Raw genomic sequence first — 17,132 nt, 5'->3', positions numbered from 1 at the left:
AAGTTACTCAACCTAAATCAGTACAAAAAAGGGACTAACTTATACGATTTCAGCCGATAAGTTTGGTATTGAGGAAATTGTTTAAGCAGCATGCTTTCTTCCCAATGAAGCTTTACTATTAAAACAATCAATAATATAAACCAAATAACTACTTTATACCAATCAAAATAAGCAATACTAAGCCCTGCAGTAAATAACAGTACAGCCGTATACATTGGATGCCGCAATAATCAACCAACTAATAGCAGAAAATTGAAGTACCACAAGTAAATAGGCTGCAGACTTATCCATTTTACCTCACTAATTAATGATGAGCAACTTTAACTATAGCATCTAACTTAACGGTAGACTTAATTGAGTTGGATATTAAACATGCTTTTTCTGTTTTCTCTAATACACGCATAGCTTTTTCTGCATTATTTTCATCTTTAATAACCAAAACTGGTTTTAAAAGTACGGTAGTAATCATGTATTTACCTTCTGGTTGCTCTAACAAGCCAATCGCCTTTGAATCCAATGATACAAAATCTAATTTAAAATTTTCGGCTATTGCTAAAAAAGTAGTCATATAACATGAATTAACTGCAGCAACCAATAAATGCTCTGGAGACCAAATCCCAGGCATTCCTTTAGGAAATTCAGGAGGTGTAGCTACTTCAATTGAGCTGTTCAATACAGGTGAACTTATGGTTCCCTTTCTATCACTTGACCATGTTAAATCAACTTCGTAATGATATGCGTTATTCATAATGATTAAATTTTCATGAGTTTTGAAGGACAAACAAAATCAGTTTTAGGAATGGAAGTTTCTACAATTGCTTTGTAACCACCTGCTATTTCAGTAAAGTTTCTATACCCTCTTGCTTGAAGTATACTTGCAGCAATCATACTTCTATATCCTCCTGCACAATGCATAAAAAAGTGTTGTTTAGGATCAATATCTTTTATCCAATCGTTAATGTAAGACAACGGTTTATTGTACGCATTTTCAACATGCTCTGCTGCAAATTCTGATTCTCTTCTTATATCAATTACTTGGTCTGTTTGTGGATCATAATTTTCTTCGAACAACTTGGCATCAATTCTTTCAACAGTATCTACAGGCTTACCTGCACTTAACCATGCTTCATATCCTCCTGACAAAAACCCAATCACATGATCAAATCCAATTCTACTTAATCTAGTTACTGCTTCTTCCTGTTTGTTTTCATTGCAAACCAATAATAAGGGTTGATTAACATCTACCATTAACGCACCCACCCATGGTGCAAAATCACCATTCAAACCAATATTTACAGACTGAGGAATATAACCTCTGAAAAAACCATCTGGATCTCTAGTATCTAAAATGAGCGCACCGGTTTCTTCGGCTGCAGCTTCAAAAGCCTCAACAGTCAAAGGCGTAGTTCCCGCTGTTAACACTTTATCAAATGAAGCATAGCCTTGTTTATTCATTGCTACGTTCATGCCAAAATAGCCTGGAGGCGGCAATAACCCTTCGGTAACTGCCTTAATAAAACTTTCTTTATTTGGCTGGTTTAACGCATAGTTTACTTTTTTCTGGTTGCCCAAAGTATCTACTGTTTCGGTCATCATATTTTTACCACACGCACTTCCAGCACCATGAGCAGGATAAACAACAAGTTCATCCGACAAAGGCATAATTTTATTCATCAAACTATCATATAATAATCCAGCTAATTCCTCTTTTGTCATACTTGCTGCTTTCTGTGCTAAATCAGGACGACCTACATCACCTAAGAACAAAGTGTCACCGCTAAAAATGCAATGCTCTTTTCCATTTTCATCTATTAATAAATATGTACTGCTTTCCATAGTATGACCGGGTGTATGCAACACTTTAATTGTTATATCACCTACTTTAAATGTATCCCCATCATTCGCGGTAATGCAGTCAAAAGAAGCTTTTGCAGTAGGACCATATACTATTTGAGCACCTGTTTTATTACTAAGGTCTACATGACCACTAACAAAATCTGCATGAAAATGCGTTTCAAAAATATACTTAAGTTGTACATTGTCTTTTGTTAACCTATCCAAATAAGGTTTTGTTTCACGCAATGGATCAACAATTGCTGCTTCCCCATTAGAAACAATATAATATGCACCTTGTGCTAAACAACCAGTATAAATTTGCTCAATTTTCATAACTAATATTTTGTATTATTTATATTGTAAATTTCTGAAACAATCCATTGAATCATCGTATCAAAAGTTACATATAGACTGTTCTAAAATTATTTATTAGCAGTATAGGCATCAGGAGATTTCAAGAATTCGTCTTTACACTCTGATGCACAAAAACCATATACTTTACCCTTGTAATGAGCGGTGTCTGCTATTCCAGCAGTCACTGGCATGCCGCAAATAAAATCTCTTTTATTGCTTACCATTTCTGCAGTAAACTTCTTTAAAGAATCAGAAACAGCAACTTGCATTGTTGTACCATGTTTTACAGGTTCCAAAGAAGGCGATGAAGCAGTTTCACTATTAGCGCATGAGGCAAATAAAAAAGCAATAAGAAGGGCTGAAAAAGAGAATTTCAAATGCATTTGATTTATTTATTTTTTACAAAATTACAAGACAAGCGTTTGCTAAAAAATGAGTATAATCATAAAAAAAGCTGCCTGGGGGAGGCAGCTCTAATTAAACTATAGCAAGCACTAATCTACAACCGGCTCACCGGCATTCAACCACTCATTCATACCTGCAGAGTAATTAACAATATTTTTGAACCCATTTTTTGCAAGGATTGAATAAGCTATTGCAGATCTATCTCCACCCTGACAATGAATCATTACTTTCTTGTCTTTACTAATCTTATCTAAGTTATTTGGCAAAGTTCCCACAAATACATTGTCGGCTCCTTTTAAGTGACCCGAATTAAATTCTGCCACTCCACGCAAATCAATTACTTGAACAGTTGAATCATTTGCCAATGTTTTTGCTTCAGCCAATTCAACCAGATTTACTTTTTCTAAAGTACCACCTGCTTTAGTGTATTCGGCTACAGATGGCAAATAACCTGCTATATTATCTAAGCCAATTCTCATTAACTTCCTAGTTAAATCATCTAACATAGACTCATCCGCTAAAATCATGAAAGGTTCATCATAAGTTAAAAACCAGCCTGCCCAAGTTGCAAATGAATTATTACCTTGAATGTTTAAACTACCTGGAATAAAACCAGCAGCAAATTCAGTTTTTGGTCTTGCATCTAACAGCTTTACTCCTTTAGCCATATTGCTATTTACTTCTTCTATTGTCAATTTTTTAAGCTTGGGAACTTCTGTTAATAAAGGACGATCTACTTTATTCAACTTTTTCATCATTGCAAAATATTTTGGCGGCTCAGGTTGATCTGCCAATAAATACTTTGTAAATCCATTTTCATCAGTTGGATATTGAAATGCCCAGTTACGTGCTTTTTCATAACCTACCGTAGTGCTTGGAACAGCACCCAAAGCTTTACCACAAGCAGATCCTGCACCATGCCCAGGCCATACCTGAATGTAATCTGCTAAAGCATTAAACTTCTTAATACTCTGGTACATTTGCTTTGCACCCTTATCTTGAGTACCTATCATTCCAGCAGCTTTTTCTAATAAATCTGGTCTACCAATATCGCCTACAAAAACAAAGTCTCCGGTAAATAACATCACTGGTTCATTGCTAGCAGGATGATCGGTTAATAAGAAACTGATGCTCTCTGGTGTATGACCAGGAGTATGCAAAATTTTAAAACTAAGGTTACCCAATTTTATAATATCGTTGTCTTTTAAGCCAACATGTGGAAATTCATATTCCCAACCTTCACCACCCTCATCAGACAAATAAAGTTGTGCTCCAGTTAATTGTGCCAACTCTCTTGAGCCAGCTAAAAAATCGGCGTGAATATGTGTTTCAAAAATATGCGTAATGGTCATATTGTTGGCCTTCGCAATTTCTAAATAGGTATCCACATCTCTTTTGGGGTCAATTACAGCAGCAACACCTGCTTTTTGACAACCAATAAAATAACTTGCTTGTGCTAAACTCTTGTCGTAAACGTGTTGAAAAAACATATGATTTCGTATTTAAGTTTTATTAAAATTATTATGCAAATATCTGCTCGTTAAAATAGTAGTTTGGTAACATTTGTTGCATTTAATGCCCACCGCCAGTAGGAAAAAATAATTCCTTAACAATGATATAAATTCCCATTATTAGTACAAACCAACCAAAAGCTTTTTTCAATTTTTCGCCTGGAATTTTCTTAGATAAGAGTATGCCAGCAAAGATTCCCACTACTGCAAATCCAGTAAAAATCAACAACAAGTTCCAATCAATTACTTGAGATCCTTGTAAATCTCCCGTAAAGCCAATTAAAGATTTTGCTGCAATTATAAATAGAGAAGTTCCTACCGCGAGTTTCATGGGCATTTTTGCTAATAATACCAAGGCTGGTATTATTAAAAAACCGCCACCCGCTCCAACCAATCCAGTTAGTACGCCTACTACGGCTCCTTCCAATAAAATCATTGGGTAATTATAAACCATTGGAGCAGACTCATCTAAAACCGCTTTTTTACTAGGTCTAATCATACTCACAGAAGCTAAAATCATGACCACTGCAAATAATAACATCAGTGCAATAGATTTGGTAATTACTAATCCACCTATTGAAACTATTTCAGCTGGAATTAAAGGCACCAGCCATAATCGAGTTGCATAAACTGCTGCTATTGAAGGAATACCAAAAATTAGTACTGTTTTAAAATCTACTCGTTTTTGAATAGCGCTTTGTACTCCACCCACTAAAGCGGTAGATCCTACTATAAACAAAGAATAAGCAGTTGCTAAAACAGGATCAACTCCCATAACATAAACTAAAATGGGAACTGTTAATATTGACCCGCCGCTTCCAATTAAGCCTAGAGATATACCTACTAATGCTGCCAGTAAAAAACCAATAATAACCATAGAATAAATTTAGAAAACAAAGTTGCACAAACAATTAGGGAGAAATGGTTACAAAAGTTACACTTTATTGTAATAAAAAACCCCCGATTACTCGAGGGTTTCATTTTGGTGCTTCGGAGGTCCCGAGCGGATTCGAACCGCTGTGGAAGCTTTTGCAGAGCTCTGCCTAGCCACTCGGCCACAGGACCTTTTAATGGGATGCAAAAATAGCGGAAACAAACTAATTTTAAAATTCTAAATAAGAAATACCGAATTTTACTTAATAAATGATGGATTATGAACCAGATTGGTGCTAGTGAATTGATTATTAATGATAGAGGTGCCGTGTATCACCTTAATCTTAGACCAGAAGAGTTAGCCAACACTATTATAACAGTGGGAGACCCAGGCAGGGTTGCCGAAGTGAGTAAATATTTTGACAGTATTGAAGGAAAGTACGAACACCGGGAGTTCATAACCCATACTGGATTAGTGGGAAGTAAACGAATTTCTGTTCTATCTACTGGCATAGGACCCGACAATATTGATATTGTTTTAAATGAATTAGATGCATTGGCCAATATTGATTTTGAAACAAGAACCATAAAGCCTATTCAAACAAAGCTAACCATTGTTAGAATGGGTACCTCTGGATCGTTACAAGCTTCTATACCAGTGGATAGCTTTGTGGCAAGCACATATGGACTTGGAATAGACAACCTACTTAATTTTTACAAATTATTGAATAACGAAGAAGAGTTGCAAATTTTACATGCATTCAACGATCATACTCAAATAGGACAAAATGGACTTCAGCCTTATATTGCATCCGCTTCCACGCATATTTTAAAAGAATTTGTCACCGGTTTTCACCAAGGAATCACCGTTACTTGCCCAGGTTTTTATGGACCACAGGGAAGAATTCTGCGTTTGCCCCTTCAATTTCCAGATCTAATTAATCAATTGACCCATTTTCAATTTGGCCAACATCGCATTAGTAATTTTGAAATGGAAACCAGTGCAATCTATGGATTAGGAAAATTATTAAACCATAACTGCTTAAGCTTAAGTGCAATAGTTGCTAACAGAGTAGAAAAAACCTTTAGTAAAGACGGCGGAAAAGCTGTAGAAAGCCTTATCGTAAAAAGCTTGGAAATATTGTCTAGCATGAAATAAATATTTTTTTATCAGAAGTATAGATAGTAAATTTGATTAATGTCTGAAACAATAAGACCCGACATATCTCTTTATCAACAAACCATCTTGGTAGCAAAAGAAGTGTACGAGCTTACTTGCAAGCTTCCAATTCAACAACAGTTTGTGCTATCCTCTCAATTAAGAAGGTCTATTATTAATGTTTGCAATAGATTATCAGCATTTACAGATACTAATTCAAAATTGACCCTAAAAAGGAACAGTGAATTTTTCATTAAAGTGTATGCGGAAATCAAAACCCAAATGAAAATCTCCATTACATTAGGGCATTTTACCTCGTCAGATCTAATTACCCTAGAAACTTCATTAGATCAAATCCTCGTTTTCTGCGAAAGCAATATACAATCAAGCTACCGCAATTAATCGGTAAGTTCTTCCTGATTTCAACCTAAATTGCAACATGCAATTGGATTTTTATAAATACCAGGGAACGGGCAATGATTTTATTGTAATAGACAATAGAAATAATCAATTAGCACTTTCTCAAGAACAAATTGCCCATTTATGCCATAGAAGATTTGGTATTGGGGGAGATGGATTAATGCTGCTGAATCAACAAAAAGGCTTTGATTTTGAAATGAAGTATTATAATTCCGATGGCGCAGAAGGAAGCATGTGCGGCAATGGAGGAAGATGCTTAACCCAGTTTGCACAAGATTGCGGCATTTTACAAAGCCACTTCTCCTTTATTGCTTCAGATGGGCCGCATGAAGCCATCATTGAAAACGTAGGATGGGTCAAATTAAAAATGAACGATGTTCAATTTGTGGAAGAACAAGGTGGCGCTTTTATTTTAAACACTGGTTCTCCCCACTATATTCAACCAGTGGAGCATTTAATTGAATTAGATGTTTTTTCTGAAGGGCAGAAAATCAGGTACAATACACAGTTTAAGCAAGAGGGCATTAATGTGAATTTTGTAGAGCAGCAACCAACTGGTAAATTAATGGTTAGAACCTATGAAAGAGGAGTTGAAGATGAAACTTATAGTTGTGGAACTGGAGTAACGGCTGCTGCCTTAACAAACCAACAAGCTGTTGTTGGATTCAATACCGTTTCAATTATTACTAAAGGCGGAGAATTGAGTGTTGAATTTGATAAAAAGGACAACCAACATTTTCAAAATATATGGCTATGTGGTCCGGCAACATTCGTATTTAAAGGAACAATTGCATTGTAAATAAACACCAAAGGCTATAAAGGATGATTCAATATTTCAAAAATATAAACGGACAAACCATTGAAATTCCAAAGGCCGACCAAGGAGTTTGGGTAAACTTAGTTCCACCATTTAAAGAGGAAGAGTTTATAGAACTCAGTAATGAATTAGAAATTCCAATTGAGTTTTTAAGAGACTCATTAGATATAGATGAACGACCTCGTTATGAAATGGAGGATAATGTAAAAATTATCATAATAAAAACGCCTACCGAGAATAATTCATTCAATGATTCAGATGCATTTTATATTACAATTCCAATATGTATTATTCTCACGCATAATCAAATTATTACAGTAAACTCTTTTGATAATGGGGCCATCAAAAAATTCTTAAATACTTTTCAGAAAAGACATCCAGACAAAAGGAACATGATGGTATTAAAAGTATTTGAGAAAGTAGTTCAAACTTTTTTAGATTACTTAAAAGAAATCAATCACAATAGAAACCAATACGAGCAAAGCTTATATGACAGCAATAGTAATGTAGATTTACTAAAATTAATGCGGGTACAAAAAAGCTTGGTTTATTTTGTAACAGCACTTAGAAGCAATGAAATGCTCATGATGAAAATGGAGCGTACCAATTTTCTAGGATTAAACGAAGACGAAAGAGAATTCCTTCAAGATTTAATAGTAGATACTAGCCAGGCATTGGAAATGGCTAATATTTATACCAATATATTAAGTAGTACCATGGATGCATTTGCCAGCATCATCAGCAATAACTTAAACAATGTAATGAAGCGGCTTACTTCCATTACCATTATTTTGTCACTACCAATATTAGTTACTAGTATATACGGGATGAATGTAGACCTACCTTACCAGCATTCTAATCACGCGTTTTATATTCCCGTCATAATTTCTCTTTTCATATCAATTGTTATTGGCGTGTATTTTTACAAGAAAAAATGGTTTTAAATGCCCTTATTTAATGTTAGAGTATACGGTTTATTAATTGATCAATACCAACGTTTATTGGTAACCGATGAATTCATTAAAGGAAGCTATATCACTAAATTACCTGGTGGTGGATTAGAGTTTGGAGAAGGCACCAGAGAATGTTTACAAAGAGAATTTATTGAAGAAACAGGTATTGAAGTAAAAGTAGGAGCCCATTTTTATACTACAGATTTTTTTCAGATTTCTGCATTCAACCATAAAGATCAAATCATCTCTATTTATTATTTGGTTCATGCTTCAGATACAACCAAAATAAAAACATCGGATATACCATTTAATTTTACCAAAGAACAAGTAGCTGATCCTAATGGTGAGTCTGAAGTATTTAGGTGGATACCTTTAAACGAATTAACACCTGACTCCGTAACCTTGCCAATTGATAAAGTAGCAATTCAACTATTAAAAGAAAATTCCTAATCCAGGTTTATTAGTTAGCGTTACTTTCCCTTGTTCATAATCTACCCCTTTTGCATTTGCTTCTGCAAGCAAAAGTGGGCCATCCATATCAACATAATCTAGTTGGGGTAAGAAATGTCCAATTGCAGCAGACCCAATTACCGACTCATTCATACTTCCCATCATTACTTTTAACCCAAGCGATCTTGCTTCAAGAATCATTCGTCTAGCAGGAGTGATACCACTACACTTAGTTAACTTGATATTGATTCCATGAAAATGACCTAAACATTTTGATACATCTTGTTCAGTTACACATGACTCATCTGCTATCAAGGGCAAAGTAGATTTTTTGAATAATATTTTCATCCCCTCCCAATTGTCTTTAGCTAATGGCTGTTCTATAAACTCAACACCGAGTTGGGCTAACTCGGGAATCAATTTTAAAGCCTGTTCTGTTGTCCAACCTGCATTGGCATCAACCCTAAAAACCGCATCAGTATGCTTACGTAGGGTTTGAATTATACCTATATCGTCTGGCGTTCCCAGTTTTATTTTATAAATGGGCCAGGGCTTCGCCTTCATTTTTTGAACCATTTTTTCAATAGAATCAATCCCAATGGTGTAATCACATTTTGGTAATTCCGCTTTCCATTCTGTATTCCATAATTGATATAAGGGCTTCGCTTTCATTTGGCCAAAAAGATCCCACCCTGCCATATCGAGTGCAGAAACCAAAAAAGGATTCTGAGGAAACAAGTGATGCAAATAGTGCCAGTATCTTTCTGGATCGGTTAAAGCAAACTTTTCTACCAACTTTTGCTTCTTTGTTAAATCGGCTATCATTTGATCTACTGTAATATTGTAATACGCAATTGCAGGGGCTTCGCCATAGCCAATAAATGGCCCAACAGACAAAGCTACCAGCAATGCAGTTTGATGTGTTTTTGTTCTCCCATTAGAGATGGTAAATGCATCAACAAATGGAAGATTGGTTTGAGTAAATTGAAGTATCACTGTTTTATTTATCTCCCTGATTTTTTAATAAAAGCCAATAACTCATCATTAAAATCATTAGAAGATAATAACGATTCTATAGTTGTATGCATACGATAACACCAATAATGGTTAGGGTTTGCAGGAACATTTATTTGCTCTTCTAAAGGATCTTCTCTTCTAATTTTTTCACTCATTCCCATTAAGTCTTGTATTTGAAAAACGCTCCACATTGCTGGTGAATAAAGGTGCTGCAATACGATTGACTTATTAATCCATGCCTCGCAATAATAAGGCGCATCACCCCACTGCCCTAATTCGTGATTATAAAAATGTTGAATCTTATTTTTATCTTCTTCCCACCACCCTCTTATAGTACTCATATCATGAGTAGAAGGAGTTACTACACTCAAGTACGGAGCGTCATTAGGATGGAAAAAATCTGTTTCCGGATTCTTGGGCATTCGCTGAATTTCTAAACTCAATAATCCCAACTGCTGCATTACTTCTGGCACACAACCTGGAACCATTCCTAAGTCTTCGCCACAAACCAACATATTGGTCACCCTCTTTAAAGCCGGCAATTTATTATAGGCTTCTTTTTTCCAAAAATCGTCTTGCTGCTTAAAGAAATAATTCAAATATAAACTACGCAACTGTTGTTGAGTGCTGTACTCCAAATTTTTAAATGTTGAAGTATTTTCTATACCATATCTAAAATGAAAATATTCCCCAGTGCCATCTGTATCAAACAGAATAATATTACTGATTAAACTAAATAGACCCTTCTTGATTTTTTCGTGGTAAATATCTTGATCTAGCGTAACAAAATGTTGTTCTACTTGTCTTTGTGTTTCAAATCCATTTTTCAAAGCATATGTTCCATCTTTATGATTAATTAAGAACATGCTTTTAACCAATTCATTATCATATCCAAACACTTCCCATAAAACAGCATCTGTTATATAAGGTTTTGTGTAACGATTATAATTGAACCATATACCTTGTTGAGCAAAAGTTGAAAGTGCTATAGGAATTGCAGGAACAAAATGCCCCATAATTCCTTCTACAGCGTTCAGAGGAATACTCCAAATTCTAAAAAATCCAAGGATATGGTCTATTCTAAAAGCGTCAAAATAATGACTCATTTGCTCAAAACGTTGCTTCCACCAAGCAAACCCATCTTCTTGCATCCGTTGCCAGTTATAAGTGGGGAAGCCCCAATTTTGACCAGTGACTGCAAAGTCATCAGGTGGCGCTCCTGCTTGAAAATCCATATGAAACAAATCTGGATGCTGCCAGGTATCTGCACCATATCTATATACCCCAATAGCTATATCGCCCTTTATAATTACTCCCTTACCATGGGCATAAGCAGTTGCTTCCTTTAATTGAAGATGCAAATGATACTGCAAAAAATAATAAAATGCAATATCCTGGTAAGCAGCAGATTGATGGTTAGTCAATTCAGCAATATCTTTCTCTTTATAATTTTTGTATGCAGGCCATTTCCCAAAATCAACTGTACCATACTCATCTCTCAAATAACAAAATGCAGCATAGGAAACCAACCAATATTTATTCTGCTCAAAGAATGAAACAAAGGATTTATGTTCAAGTAACTCCTTCCCTTCTGATTGAAAAACTTTTTTTGCAAAACTCAATTTCAAATTAATCACTGTTCCGTAATCCACATTAGCCATTGCATTTAATTGCAATCGATCTTTTTCTAATTGCTGTAACTGTTTTGCGTGCGACTTGCCAGCAATTTTAGTCAAGTTAAGATATAAAGGGTGCAAGGCAAATGCAGAAATAGCTGCGTAAGGATAAGAGTCTTTATTGGTATTGGTTGCAGTAGTATCATTTACTGGCAAAAGTTGAATCATTTTTAATCCTACCATTGATGCCCAATCTGCCATTTTAATCAAATCAGTAAATTCACCCACACCAAAACTAGATTGGCTCCGCAAACTAAATACCGGTATGGCAACTCCGGCCCCTTTCCATGTTTGATTGGGTAAATAGGTGAACCCATCATTTACAATGGTAATTTGGTTTTTAACAATTTGATGATGCAATACTCTATTATCGCTAGACTCAAATTGAACCAATTTCTTTAGTTCCAAATCATACACCCCATATTTATATGCAATAGGGAATTGGTCTTTACTCAGGTTCAAGCTAATTTCAAAAAATGGATCTGCCGCTTTTTTCTGCATTAGTACCAAATTTTCTTCAGACCAATTATTTGCTTTACTAAATGAACCCGAAATACAAATAATTTGGTTTTTAGAAAGCAATGGACTTTTAACTCTAAATAAATGTGTGGCTGATTTTTCTGCTTTTATTTTACTTTCTGTGTGTGCATCCTTTAATAATACTTTTTGAAAAGCTTCTGTGTAAAAAGCATTTTCATAATAGCCTGCATGATTCCAGGTATCTACAATTTGAATTTGATTTGCTTTATACGATTGAATATTGATTACTCTGTCCGAACCCCAATCTACGATGGTTGAACCGTCTGGATTCATCAAAACATAATTGTACTGAACGGGTTCATTTGTTGAATCATCTACCCAATCAATATTTACAGTCCACGCTTGTTCATTTAAGTATTGCATGGGTACTGCATTTGCTATATCGCCGTTACCCAATAAAACATGGTTCCCAGTTAAAAAAAGATTCTGACCAAACTCTGTATGATAACGTAATTGAAAATGCAGTTTAACAGAAGTTGTTTTTGTTGCCGAATTTTCTAATTTTTGCTTAACGGCAGATTTTTTGACTGCAGTTTTCTTAACAGTAGTTTTTTCTACTGAAGCTTTTTTAACTACTGTTTTTTTTACAGCAGCTTTTTTATCAGCAACAATAGCTTTCCCTTTTTTTTCTACAACAGGAAGTTCCTCCTTTGCAGCAATCGTTTTTTTTGAAGTAGCCAATGGAAAAAATTTATTGACGCTAAAATAGTAAACAATGTGTAACTATGACACTTTAATTACCTGAAAGTATCATATCGGCTGCTTTTTCAGCTATCATTATGGTAGCTGCATTGGTATTACCAGAAACAATGGTAGGCATTACGGAAGCGTCTACCACTCTTAATCCTTTTACTTTTTTAACTTTTAATGTATGATCAACAACCGCTAAATGGTCAATTCCCATTTTGCAGGTTCCAACAGGATGATACAAAGTTTCTACTGTTTTTTGAATATGGTCCAAAATAACATCATCAGAAGCGTCTTCTGCTGGAAATGAACTTGTTCCATTAGCATAAGCTGCCAATGCTGGCGCATGCAAAATACCAATAGACTTTCTGATGGCTTTTAATAATAGCAATTGATCATTTTCAGCACTAAGTGCTTGATGATTAATAATAACACTATCGGAAGGATTTGCCGATTTTAATCCTATCGTACCCCTACTTTCAGGGTGCAACAAAATTGACATGATTGAAATGCTATCGGTAGTAGGGAAAGTTTTCAAATTATAAATATCAGTTGAATAATCTTGGGCTATGCCAATGGGAGCAAAATGAAATTGTATATCGGGCCTAGATTGATTCGATTGCATTTGAATAAAAGCATTGGCTTCTAAAGGGCTATTACCTAATGGTCCTTTCTTAAACAATATATGTTGTAAAATAGCTTTAGTCTTGTTCCAAGGTTTCAGCAAGGAATTGGCTGAAGGTGTATTCGTTTCAATTGTTACACCACTCCAAAAATGATCTTGCAAATTTTTTCCAACACCAGACAATGCAACCAAAACATCAATTCCTACTCTTTTCAGTTCAGTTGAGTCGCCAATTCCTGAAAGCATCAATAGCTGAGGCGATTGAATGGCACCCGCCGACAATAAGACTTCTTTATTACAATTTATTCTTTCAGATTGAGTATAAGCTGATGACACTTCAACCCCTACTGCCCTTCCATTTTCAATGATTACCCGCTTTACCCTTGTATTGGTTTTCACAACCAAATTTTTTCTTTTCATAGCGGGCTTCAAAAATGCATCTGCTGCACTAAAGCGCTTGTTGTTTTTAATATTAAACTGCAAAAAGTGGGCACCCTCTTGAACAGCTCCGTTATAATCTTCATTTTTAGTTATCCCAATTTGTTCACAGGCATCCACAAAGGCTTCCGCAAACACACTGGGTTGTTTAGCGTAACAGATATGCATAGGACCATCCTGGCCATGAAAAGCAGACTCAATATTTTCATTAAATTCTGATTTAATAAAATACGGTAATACTTTTTCATACGACCAACCAGGATTTCCCAATTCTGCCCACTCATCAAAGTCTGCCTTATTTCCTCTAACATAAGCCATAGCATTGGTAGAACTACTTCCCCCAAGGGTTTTCCCTCTTGGAATATATAATTTTCGATTATTCAATGAAGGCTGAGGAGTACCCCAGAATTGCCAATCTACTTCAGAACGATGAAGTTCACCGTAGGCGCCCGGAATATGTATTTCTGTTTTTTTATCTGGACCACCTGCTTCTATTAATAATACTTTGTTTTCTGGATTTTCTGATAATCGATATGCCAACACAGAACCTGCTGAACCTGCCCCAATTATGATAAAGTCGTACGTCATATCTTAAATATACTTAAAGTACACTTATATTTGTAAACTAACAATTGTTCGTATATGAATTTGACTGAAAACCGCAATGAAGATTGGATGAAATTAATGCTGAGCGAAATGAAACAGCGCATGGAAAAAATTGCATTAGGAGGTGGCAAAAAGGCAATTGAGAAGCAAAAAGAAAGAAATAAATTAACGGCTAGAGAGCGTATTGCCTATTTATGTGACAATTCTCAACCATTTACAGAAATTGGCGGTTTTGCTGGATTTGGAATGTATGAAGCCGAAGGCGGTTGCCCGGCAGGTGGAACAGTAGCTGGCATTGGTTATATTAGTGGTAGACAATGTGTAATTGTAGCGAATGACCAAACTGTAAAAGCAGGTGCTTGGTTTCCTATCACTGGCAAGAAAAATTTACGAATGCAAGAGATTGCAATGGAAAACAGACTACCCATTATTTATTTAGTAGATAGTGCGGGGGTTTTTCTTCCAATGCAAGACGAAATATTTCCAGACAAAGAACATTTTGGAAGGGTGTTTAGAAACAATGCAAGAATGAGTGCCATGGGCATAACACAAATTGCAGCAGTAATGGGCGCTTGTGTTGCAGGGGGCGCTTATTTACCAATTATGAGCGATGAAACTTTGATGGTAGAAGGCAATGGCAGTATTTTTTTAGCAGGATCGTACTTGGTTAAAGCCGCAATAGGCGAAGATATTGACAATGAAACTTTAGGTGGGGCAATTACGCATACTGAAATTAGTGGTATAGCAGATTATAAATTTAAAACAGAACAAGATTGTTTAGACCATATCAAAAAAATCATCAGCAAAATTGGGGCTCCAGAAAAAGCAGGGTTTGATCGAATTAAGCCCGTTGCGCCAGTTAAAAATCCATCTGAAATTTACAACATTATACCTGAGGGAAATTTGAAGCCCTATGATATGTTAGAAATAATTGAACGAATGGTAGACAACAGTGAATTCAATCAATTTAAACAAGATTATGGTAAAACCATTTTATGTGGATATGCACGAATTGAAGGATGGGCAGTTGGGATTGTAGCCAATCAAAGATTGGTATGTAAGAGCAAAAAAGGTGAAATGCAAATTGGCGGCGTAATTTATAACGACAGTGCAGACAAAGCCGCTCGATTTATCATGAACTGTAATCAAAAAAAGATTCCGCTCGTTTTTTTACAAGACGTTACAGGATTCATGGTAGGCAGCAGAAGCGAACATAGCGGAATTATAAAAGATGGAGCAAAACTGGTAAATGCAGTAGCCAATTCCATTGTTCCAAAAATAACCATTATAATAGGGAATAGCTATGGTGCAGGCAATTATGCCATGTGTGGCAAAGCGTATGATCCAAGATTTATCTTTGCTTGGCCTTCTGCAAAAATTGCAGTAATGGGTGGAGATCAAGCAGCAAAAACACTTGCCCAAATTCAAGTTGCAACCATGAAATCAAAAGGACGTGAAGTAACCCCTGAAGAAGAAAAACACTTGCTTGATACCATTAAAGACAGATACTATCAACAAACCACTCCGTATTATGCTGCTGCTAGATTATGGGTGGATGAAATTATTGACCCAATAAACACAAGACAATTAATTGCAGAAAGTATTGCTGCTGCTAACCACAATCCGCATTTAGAAAAATTCAATACTGGGGTGTTTCAGGTATAATGCACAAAATGTATTTATTTCGTGTCATGTCTCATCATTTAATGATTTATACAGACGGTGCCGCTAGAGGTAACCCAGGACCAGGAGGATATGGCATCGTGTTAATATGGGGGCAAAAAAGAAAAGAAATTGCTGCTGGATATAGATTAACAACCAATAATAGAATGGAATTGATGGCAGTTATTGTTGCTTTGAAATCTTTAACCAAAACTGCTATCCCTGTTACCATTTATACAGATAGTAAATACATAGTAGACAGCGTACAAAAAGGATGGTTACAGAACTGGGTAAAAACCGACTTTAAAGGCGGCAAAAAAAACAAAGACCTTTGGATACAATACAATGAATTAGCCAAGCAGTACCAGGTTCGATTTGTTTGGGTAAAAGGACACGCTGATAATGCAATGAATAATAGATGCGATGAGTTAGCTACTCAAGCAGCAGACGGAAAGCACTTGTTGATAGACGAAGTATACGAAGCAGAAAATGCTTAAGCTAAATTCAATTTAGCTGCATTGCGCTTGATCAAATACCATGCTCCAAAAAGCACCATGCTAAAAAAGATGGTAGAATAAATACTGTTTGGGTAAAAAGGCAATCCATCAGCATAAGTCATCATTAAACCTTCCATGGTTTTGGGTCTATGCCATCCACCACCACCTAACCAAACTAGTCCGTTTGATAGGATAAAGTAAATAGTAGGAGCTGCAACAGATGCACCCGCTATAGAAGCAATTTTATCTTGTTTTACTAAGAAACCAATACTGGTTAAACCAATAATCAACAAATAGTTTTTCCATTGACCACCATAAAATCCGGAGATTTCAGTTAGGCCATTCATGTAAAGTATTTGGTATAACCCATCTGAAATAAACATGGAAAGCAATGGCAGTAAAAATGCTAACTTTTTATTTTTAACAAATAGCGCTCCAGCAAAGAGTGCAATAGCCATTTGAGGAGCAAAGCCCATAGGACGATTAGGAAACACTCGGTAAATTGCAGATGCAAAAACCATTAATACTAAAGAAAATATAAATTGTTTGTTCAGTTTCATTTCAGTCTATTTCGGGAACAAAAATAAGCCTATTCATGAAAGAAAG

The 17,132-nt window shown here is 35.6% G+C and carries 17 protein-coding genes and 1 tRNA gene; 7 read left to right on the top strand and 11 right to left on the bottom strand.

The features are described from left to right. Window positions 1-17: 17 nt before the first annotated feature. From Q8S25_RS14740 to Q8S25_RS10000, 7 genes are all read right to left on the bottom strand, one after another. Window positions 18-215, bottom strand: a complete 198-nt coding sequence (locus tag Q8S25_RS14740) for a hypothetical protein (protein ID WP_371131591.1) — start codon at window positions 213-215, stop codon at window positions 18-20. Window positions 216-304: 89 nt separating this feature from the next. Beyond that, the gene (locus Q8S25_RS10025; RefSeq protein ID WP_305537314.1) at window positions 305-748 is read right to left on the bottom strand and encodes an OsmC family protein; all 444 of its coding nucleotides are present in this window, start codon (window positions 746-748) and stop codon (window positions 305-307) included. Between the two features lie 5 nt (window positions 749-753). After that, on the bottom strand, window positions 754-2,169 hold the full coding sequence (locus Q8S25_RS10020) for a rhodanese-like domain-containing protein (RefSeq protein WP_305537312.1): 1,416 nt from the start codon (window positions 2,167-2,169) through the stop codon (window positions 754-756). Between the two features lie 89 nt (window positions 2,170-2,258). Next, window positions 2,259-2,573, bottom strand: coding sequence for a YHS domain-containing protein (locus Q8S25_RS10015; RefSeq protein WP_305537310.1), 315 nt, complete (start codon window positions 2,571-2,573; stop codon window positions 2,259-2,261). A 111-nt stretch (window positions 2,574-2,684) separates the two neighbouring features. After that, entirely contained in the window at window positions 2,685-4,085 is a 1,401-nt protein-coding gene (locus Q8S25_RS10010; RefSeq protein ID WP_305537308.1) for a rhodanese-like domain-containing protein, read from the bottom strand. A gap of 82 nt (window positions 4,086-4,167) precedes the next feature. Beyond that, window positions 4,168-4,983, bottom strand: coding sequence for a sulfite exporter TauE/SafE family protein (locus Q8S25_RS10005; protein ID WP_305537306.1), 816 nt, complete (start codon window positions 4,981-4,983; stop codon window positions 4,168-4,170). A gap of 117 nt (window positions 4,984-5,100) precedes the next feature. Further along, window positions 5,101-5,171: transfer RNA gene (locus Q8S25_RS10000), tRNA-Cys, on the bottom strand. Window positions 5,172-5,259: 88 nt separating this feature from the next. On the opposite strand from Q8S25_RS10000, the gene Q8S25_RS09995 reads away from it, so the two are divergent. From Q8S25_RS09995 to Q8S25_RS09975, 5 genes are read left to right on the top strand one after another with little or no spacing between them, the layout of a single operon-like run. Next, window positions 5,260-6,138 (top strand): nucleoside phosphorylase, encoded by an 879-nt coding sequence (locus tag Q8S25_RS09995; RefSeq protein ID WP_305537304.1) that lies wholly within the window; start codon window positions 5,260-5,262, stop codon window positions 6,136-6,138. Between the two features lie 39 nt (window positions 6,139-6,177). Continuing rightward, window positions 6,178-6,540, top strand: coding sequence for a four helix bundle protein (locus Q8S25_RS09990; protein ID WP_305537302.1), 363 nt, complete (start codon window positions 6,178-6,180; stop codon window positions 6,538-6,540). Window positions 6,541-6,577: 37 nt separating this feature from the next. After that, window positions 6,578-7,357: a diaminopimelate epimerase gene (dapF, locus tag Q8S25_RS09985; protein ID WP_305537300.1), complete on the top strand. Its 780-nt coding sequence runs from the start codon at window positions 6,578-6,580 to the stop codon at window positions 7,355-7,357. Between the two features lie 23 nt (window positions 7,358-7,380). Further along, a complete protein-coding gene (locus Q8S25_RS09980; RefSeq protein ID WP_305537298.1) occupies window positions 7,381-8,319 on the top strand; it encodes a magnesium transporter CorA family protein in 939 nt (312 codons plus the stop codon). Continuing rightward, window positions 8,320-8,778: an NUDIX domain-containing protein gene (locus tag Q8S25_RS09975; protein WP_305537296.1), complete on the top strand. Its 459-nt coding sequence runs from the start codon at window positions 8,320-8,322 to the stop codon at window positions 8,776-8,778. On the opposite strand, the gene Q8S25_RS09970 is transcribed toward Q8S25_RS09975, so the two are convergent. Genes Q8S25_RS09970 through Q8S25_RS09960 form a run of 3 tightly spaced genes read right to left on the bottom strand, consistent with a single transcriptional unit; the run spans window position 8,761 to window position 14,349 of the window. Further along, window positions 8,761-9,774: a dipeptide epimerase gene (locus tag Q8S25_RS09970; RefSeq protein WP_305537294.1), complete on the bottom strand. Its 1,014-nt coding sequence runs from the start codon at window positions 9,772-9,774 to the stop codon at window positions 8,761-8,763. The two genes, Q8S25_RS09975 and Q8S25_RS09970, sit on opposite strands and share 18 nt — an antisense overlap. A gap of 8 nt (window positions 9,775-9,782) precedes the next feature. Then, window positions 9,783-12,692 (bottom strand): 4-alpha-glucanotransferase, encoded by a 2,910-nt coding sequence (locus tag Q8S25_RS09965; RefSeq protein WP_305537292.1) that lies wholly within the window; start codon window positions 12,690-12,692, stop codon window positions 9,783-9,785. Between the two features lie 52 nt (window positions 12,693-12,744). Continuing rightward, the gene (locus Q8S25_RS09960; protein WP_305537290.1) at window positions 12,745-14,349 is read right to left on the bottom strand and encodes a GMC family oxidoreductase; all 1,605 of its coding nucleotides are present in this window, start codon (window positions 14,347-14,349) and stop codon (window positions 12,745-12,747) included. Window positions 14,350-14,403: 54 nt separating this feature from the next. Here Q8S25_RS09960 and Q8S25_RS09955 point away from each other — a divergent pair, with 54 nt between their 5' ends. Next, window positions 14,404-16,032: an acyl-CoA carboxylase subunit beta gene (locus tag Q8S25_RS09955; protein ID WP_305537288.1), complete on the top strand. Its 1,629-nt coding sequence runs from the start codon at window positions 14,404-14,406 to the stop codon at window positions 16,030-16,032. A 26-nt stretch (window positions 16,033-16,058) separates the two neighbouring features. Then, the gene (gene rnhA / locus Q8S25_RS09950; RefSeq protein ID WP_305537286.1) at window positions 16,059-16,526 is read left to right on the top strand and encodes a ribonuclease HI; all 468 of its coding nucleotides are present in this window, start codon (window positions 16,059-16,061) and stop codon (window positions 16,524-16,526) included. Here rnhA and Q8S25_RS09945 read toward each other — a convergent pair. Beyond that, window positions 16,523-17,086 (bottom strand): DUF6580 family putative transport protein, encoded by a 564-nt coding sequence (locus Q8S25_RS09945; protein WP_305537284.1) that lies wholly within the window; start codon window positions 17,084-17,086, stop codon window positions 16,523-16,525. The two genes, rnhA and Q8S25_RS09945, sit on opposite strands and share 4 nt — an antisense overlap. Window positions 17,087-17,132: the final 46 nt, after the last annotated feature.

The organism is Sediminibacterium sp. (genome assembly GCF_030695065.1).
GTDB lineage: Bacteria > Bacteroidota > Bacteroidia > Chitinophagales > Chitinophagaceae > Sediminibacterium.
This window is presented reverse-complemented; position numbering and strand designations above follow the sequence as displayed.

Bases quoted from the DNA above. Each gene is read 5' to 3' on its own strand.
- dapF (WP_305537300.1), top strand. From the start codon at position 6,578: ATGCAATTGGATTTTTATAAATACCAGGGAACGGGCAATGATTTTATT.
- Q8S25_RS10020 (WP_305537312.1), bottom strand. From the start codon at position 2,169: ATGAAAATTGAGCAAATTTATACTGGTTGTTTAGCACAAGGTGCATAT.
- rnhA (WP_305537286.1), top strand. From the start codon at position 16,059: ATGTCTCATCATTTAATGATTTATACAGACGGTGCCGCTAGAGGTAAC.
- Q8S25_RS10025 (WP_305537314.1), bottom strand. From the start codon at position 748: ATGAATAACGCATATCATTACGAAGTTGATTTAACATGGTCAAGTGAT.
- Q8S25_RS09960 (WP_305537290.1), bottom strand. From the start codon at position 14,349: ATGACGTACGACTTTATCATAATTGGGGCAGGTTCAGCAGGTTCTGTG.
- Q8S25_RS09990 (WP_305537302.1), top strand. From the start codon at position 6,178: ATGTCTGAAACAATAAGACCCGACATATCTCTTTATCAACAAACCATC.
- Q8S25_RS09980 (WP_305537298.1), top strand. From the start codon at position 7,381: ATGATTCAATATTTCAAAAATATAAACGGACAAACCATTGAAATTCCA.
- Q8S25_RS10005 (WP_305537306.1), bottom strand. From the start codon at position 4,983: ATGGTTATTATTGGTTTTTTACTGGCAGCATTAGTAGGTATATCTCTA.
- Q8S25_RS10010 (WP_305537308.1), bottom strand. From the start codon at position 4,085: ATGTTTTTTCAACACGTTTACGACAAGAGTTTAGCACAAGCAAGTTAT.
- Q8S25_RS14740 (WP_371131591.1), bottom strand. From the start codon at position 215: ATGTATACGGCTGTACTGTTATTTACTGCAGGGCTTAGTATTGCTTAT.
- Q8S25_RS09945 (WP_305537284.1), bottom strand. From the start codon at position 17,086: ATGAAACTGAACAAACAATTTATATTTTCTTTAGTATTAATGGTTTTT.
- Q8S25_RS10015 (WP_305537310.1), bottom strand. From the start codon at position 2,573: ATGCATTTGAAATTCTCTTTTTCAGCCCTTCTTATTGCTTTTTTATTT.
- Q8S25_RS09995 (WP_305537304.1), top strand. From the start codon at position 5,260: ATGAACCAGATTGGTGCTAGTGAATTGATTATTAATGATAGAGGTGCC.
- Q8S25_RS09975 (WP_305537296.1), top strand. From the start codon at position 8,320: ATGCCCTTATTTAATGTTAGAGTATACGGTTTATTAATTGATCAATAC.
- Q8S25_RS09955 (WP_305537288.1), top strand. From the start codon at position 14,404: ATGAATTTGACTGAAAACCGCAATGAAGATTGGATGAAATTAATGCTG.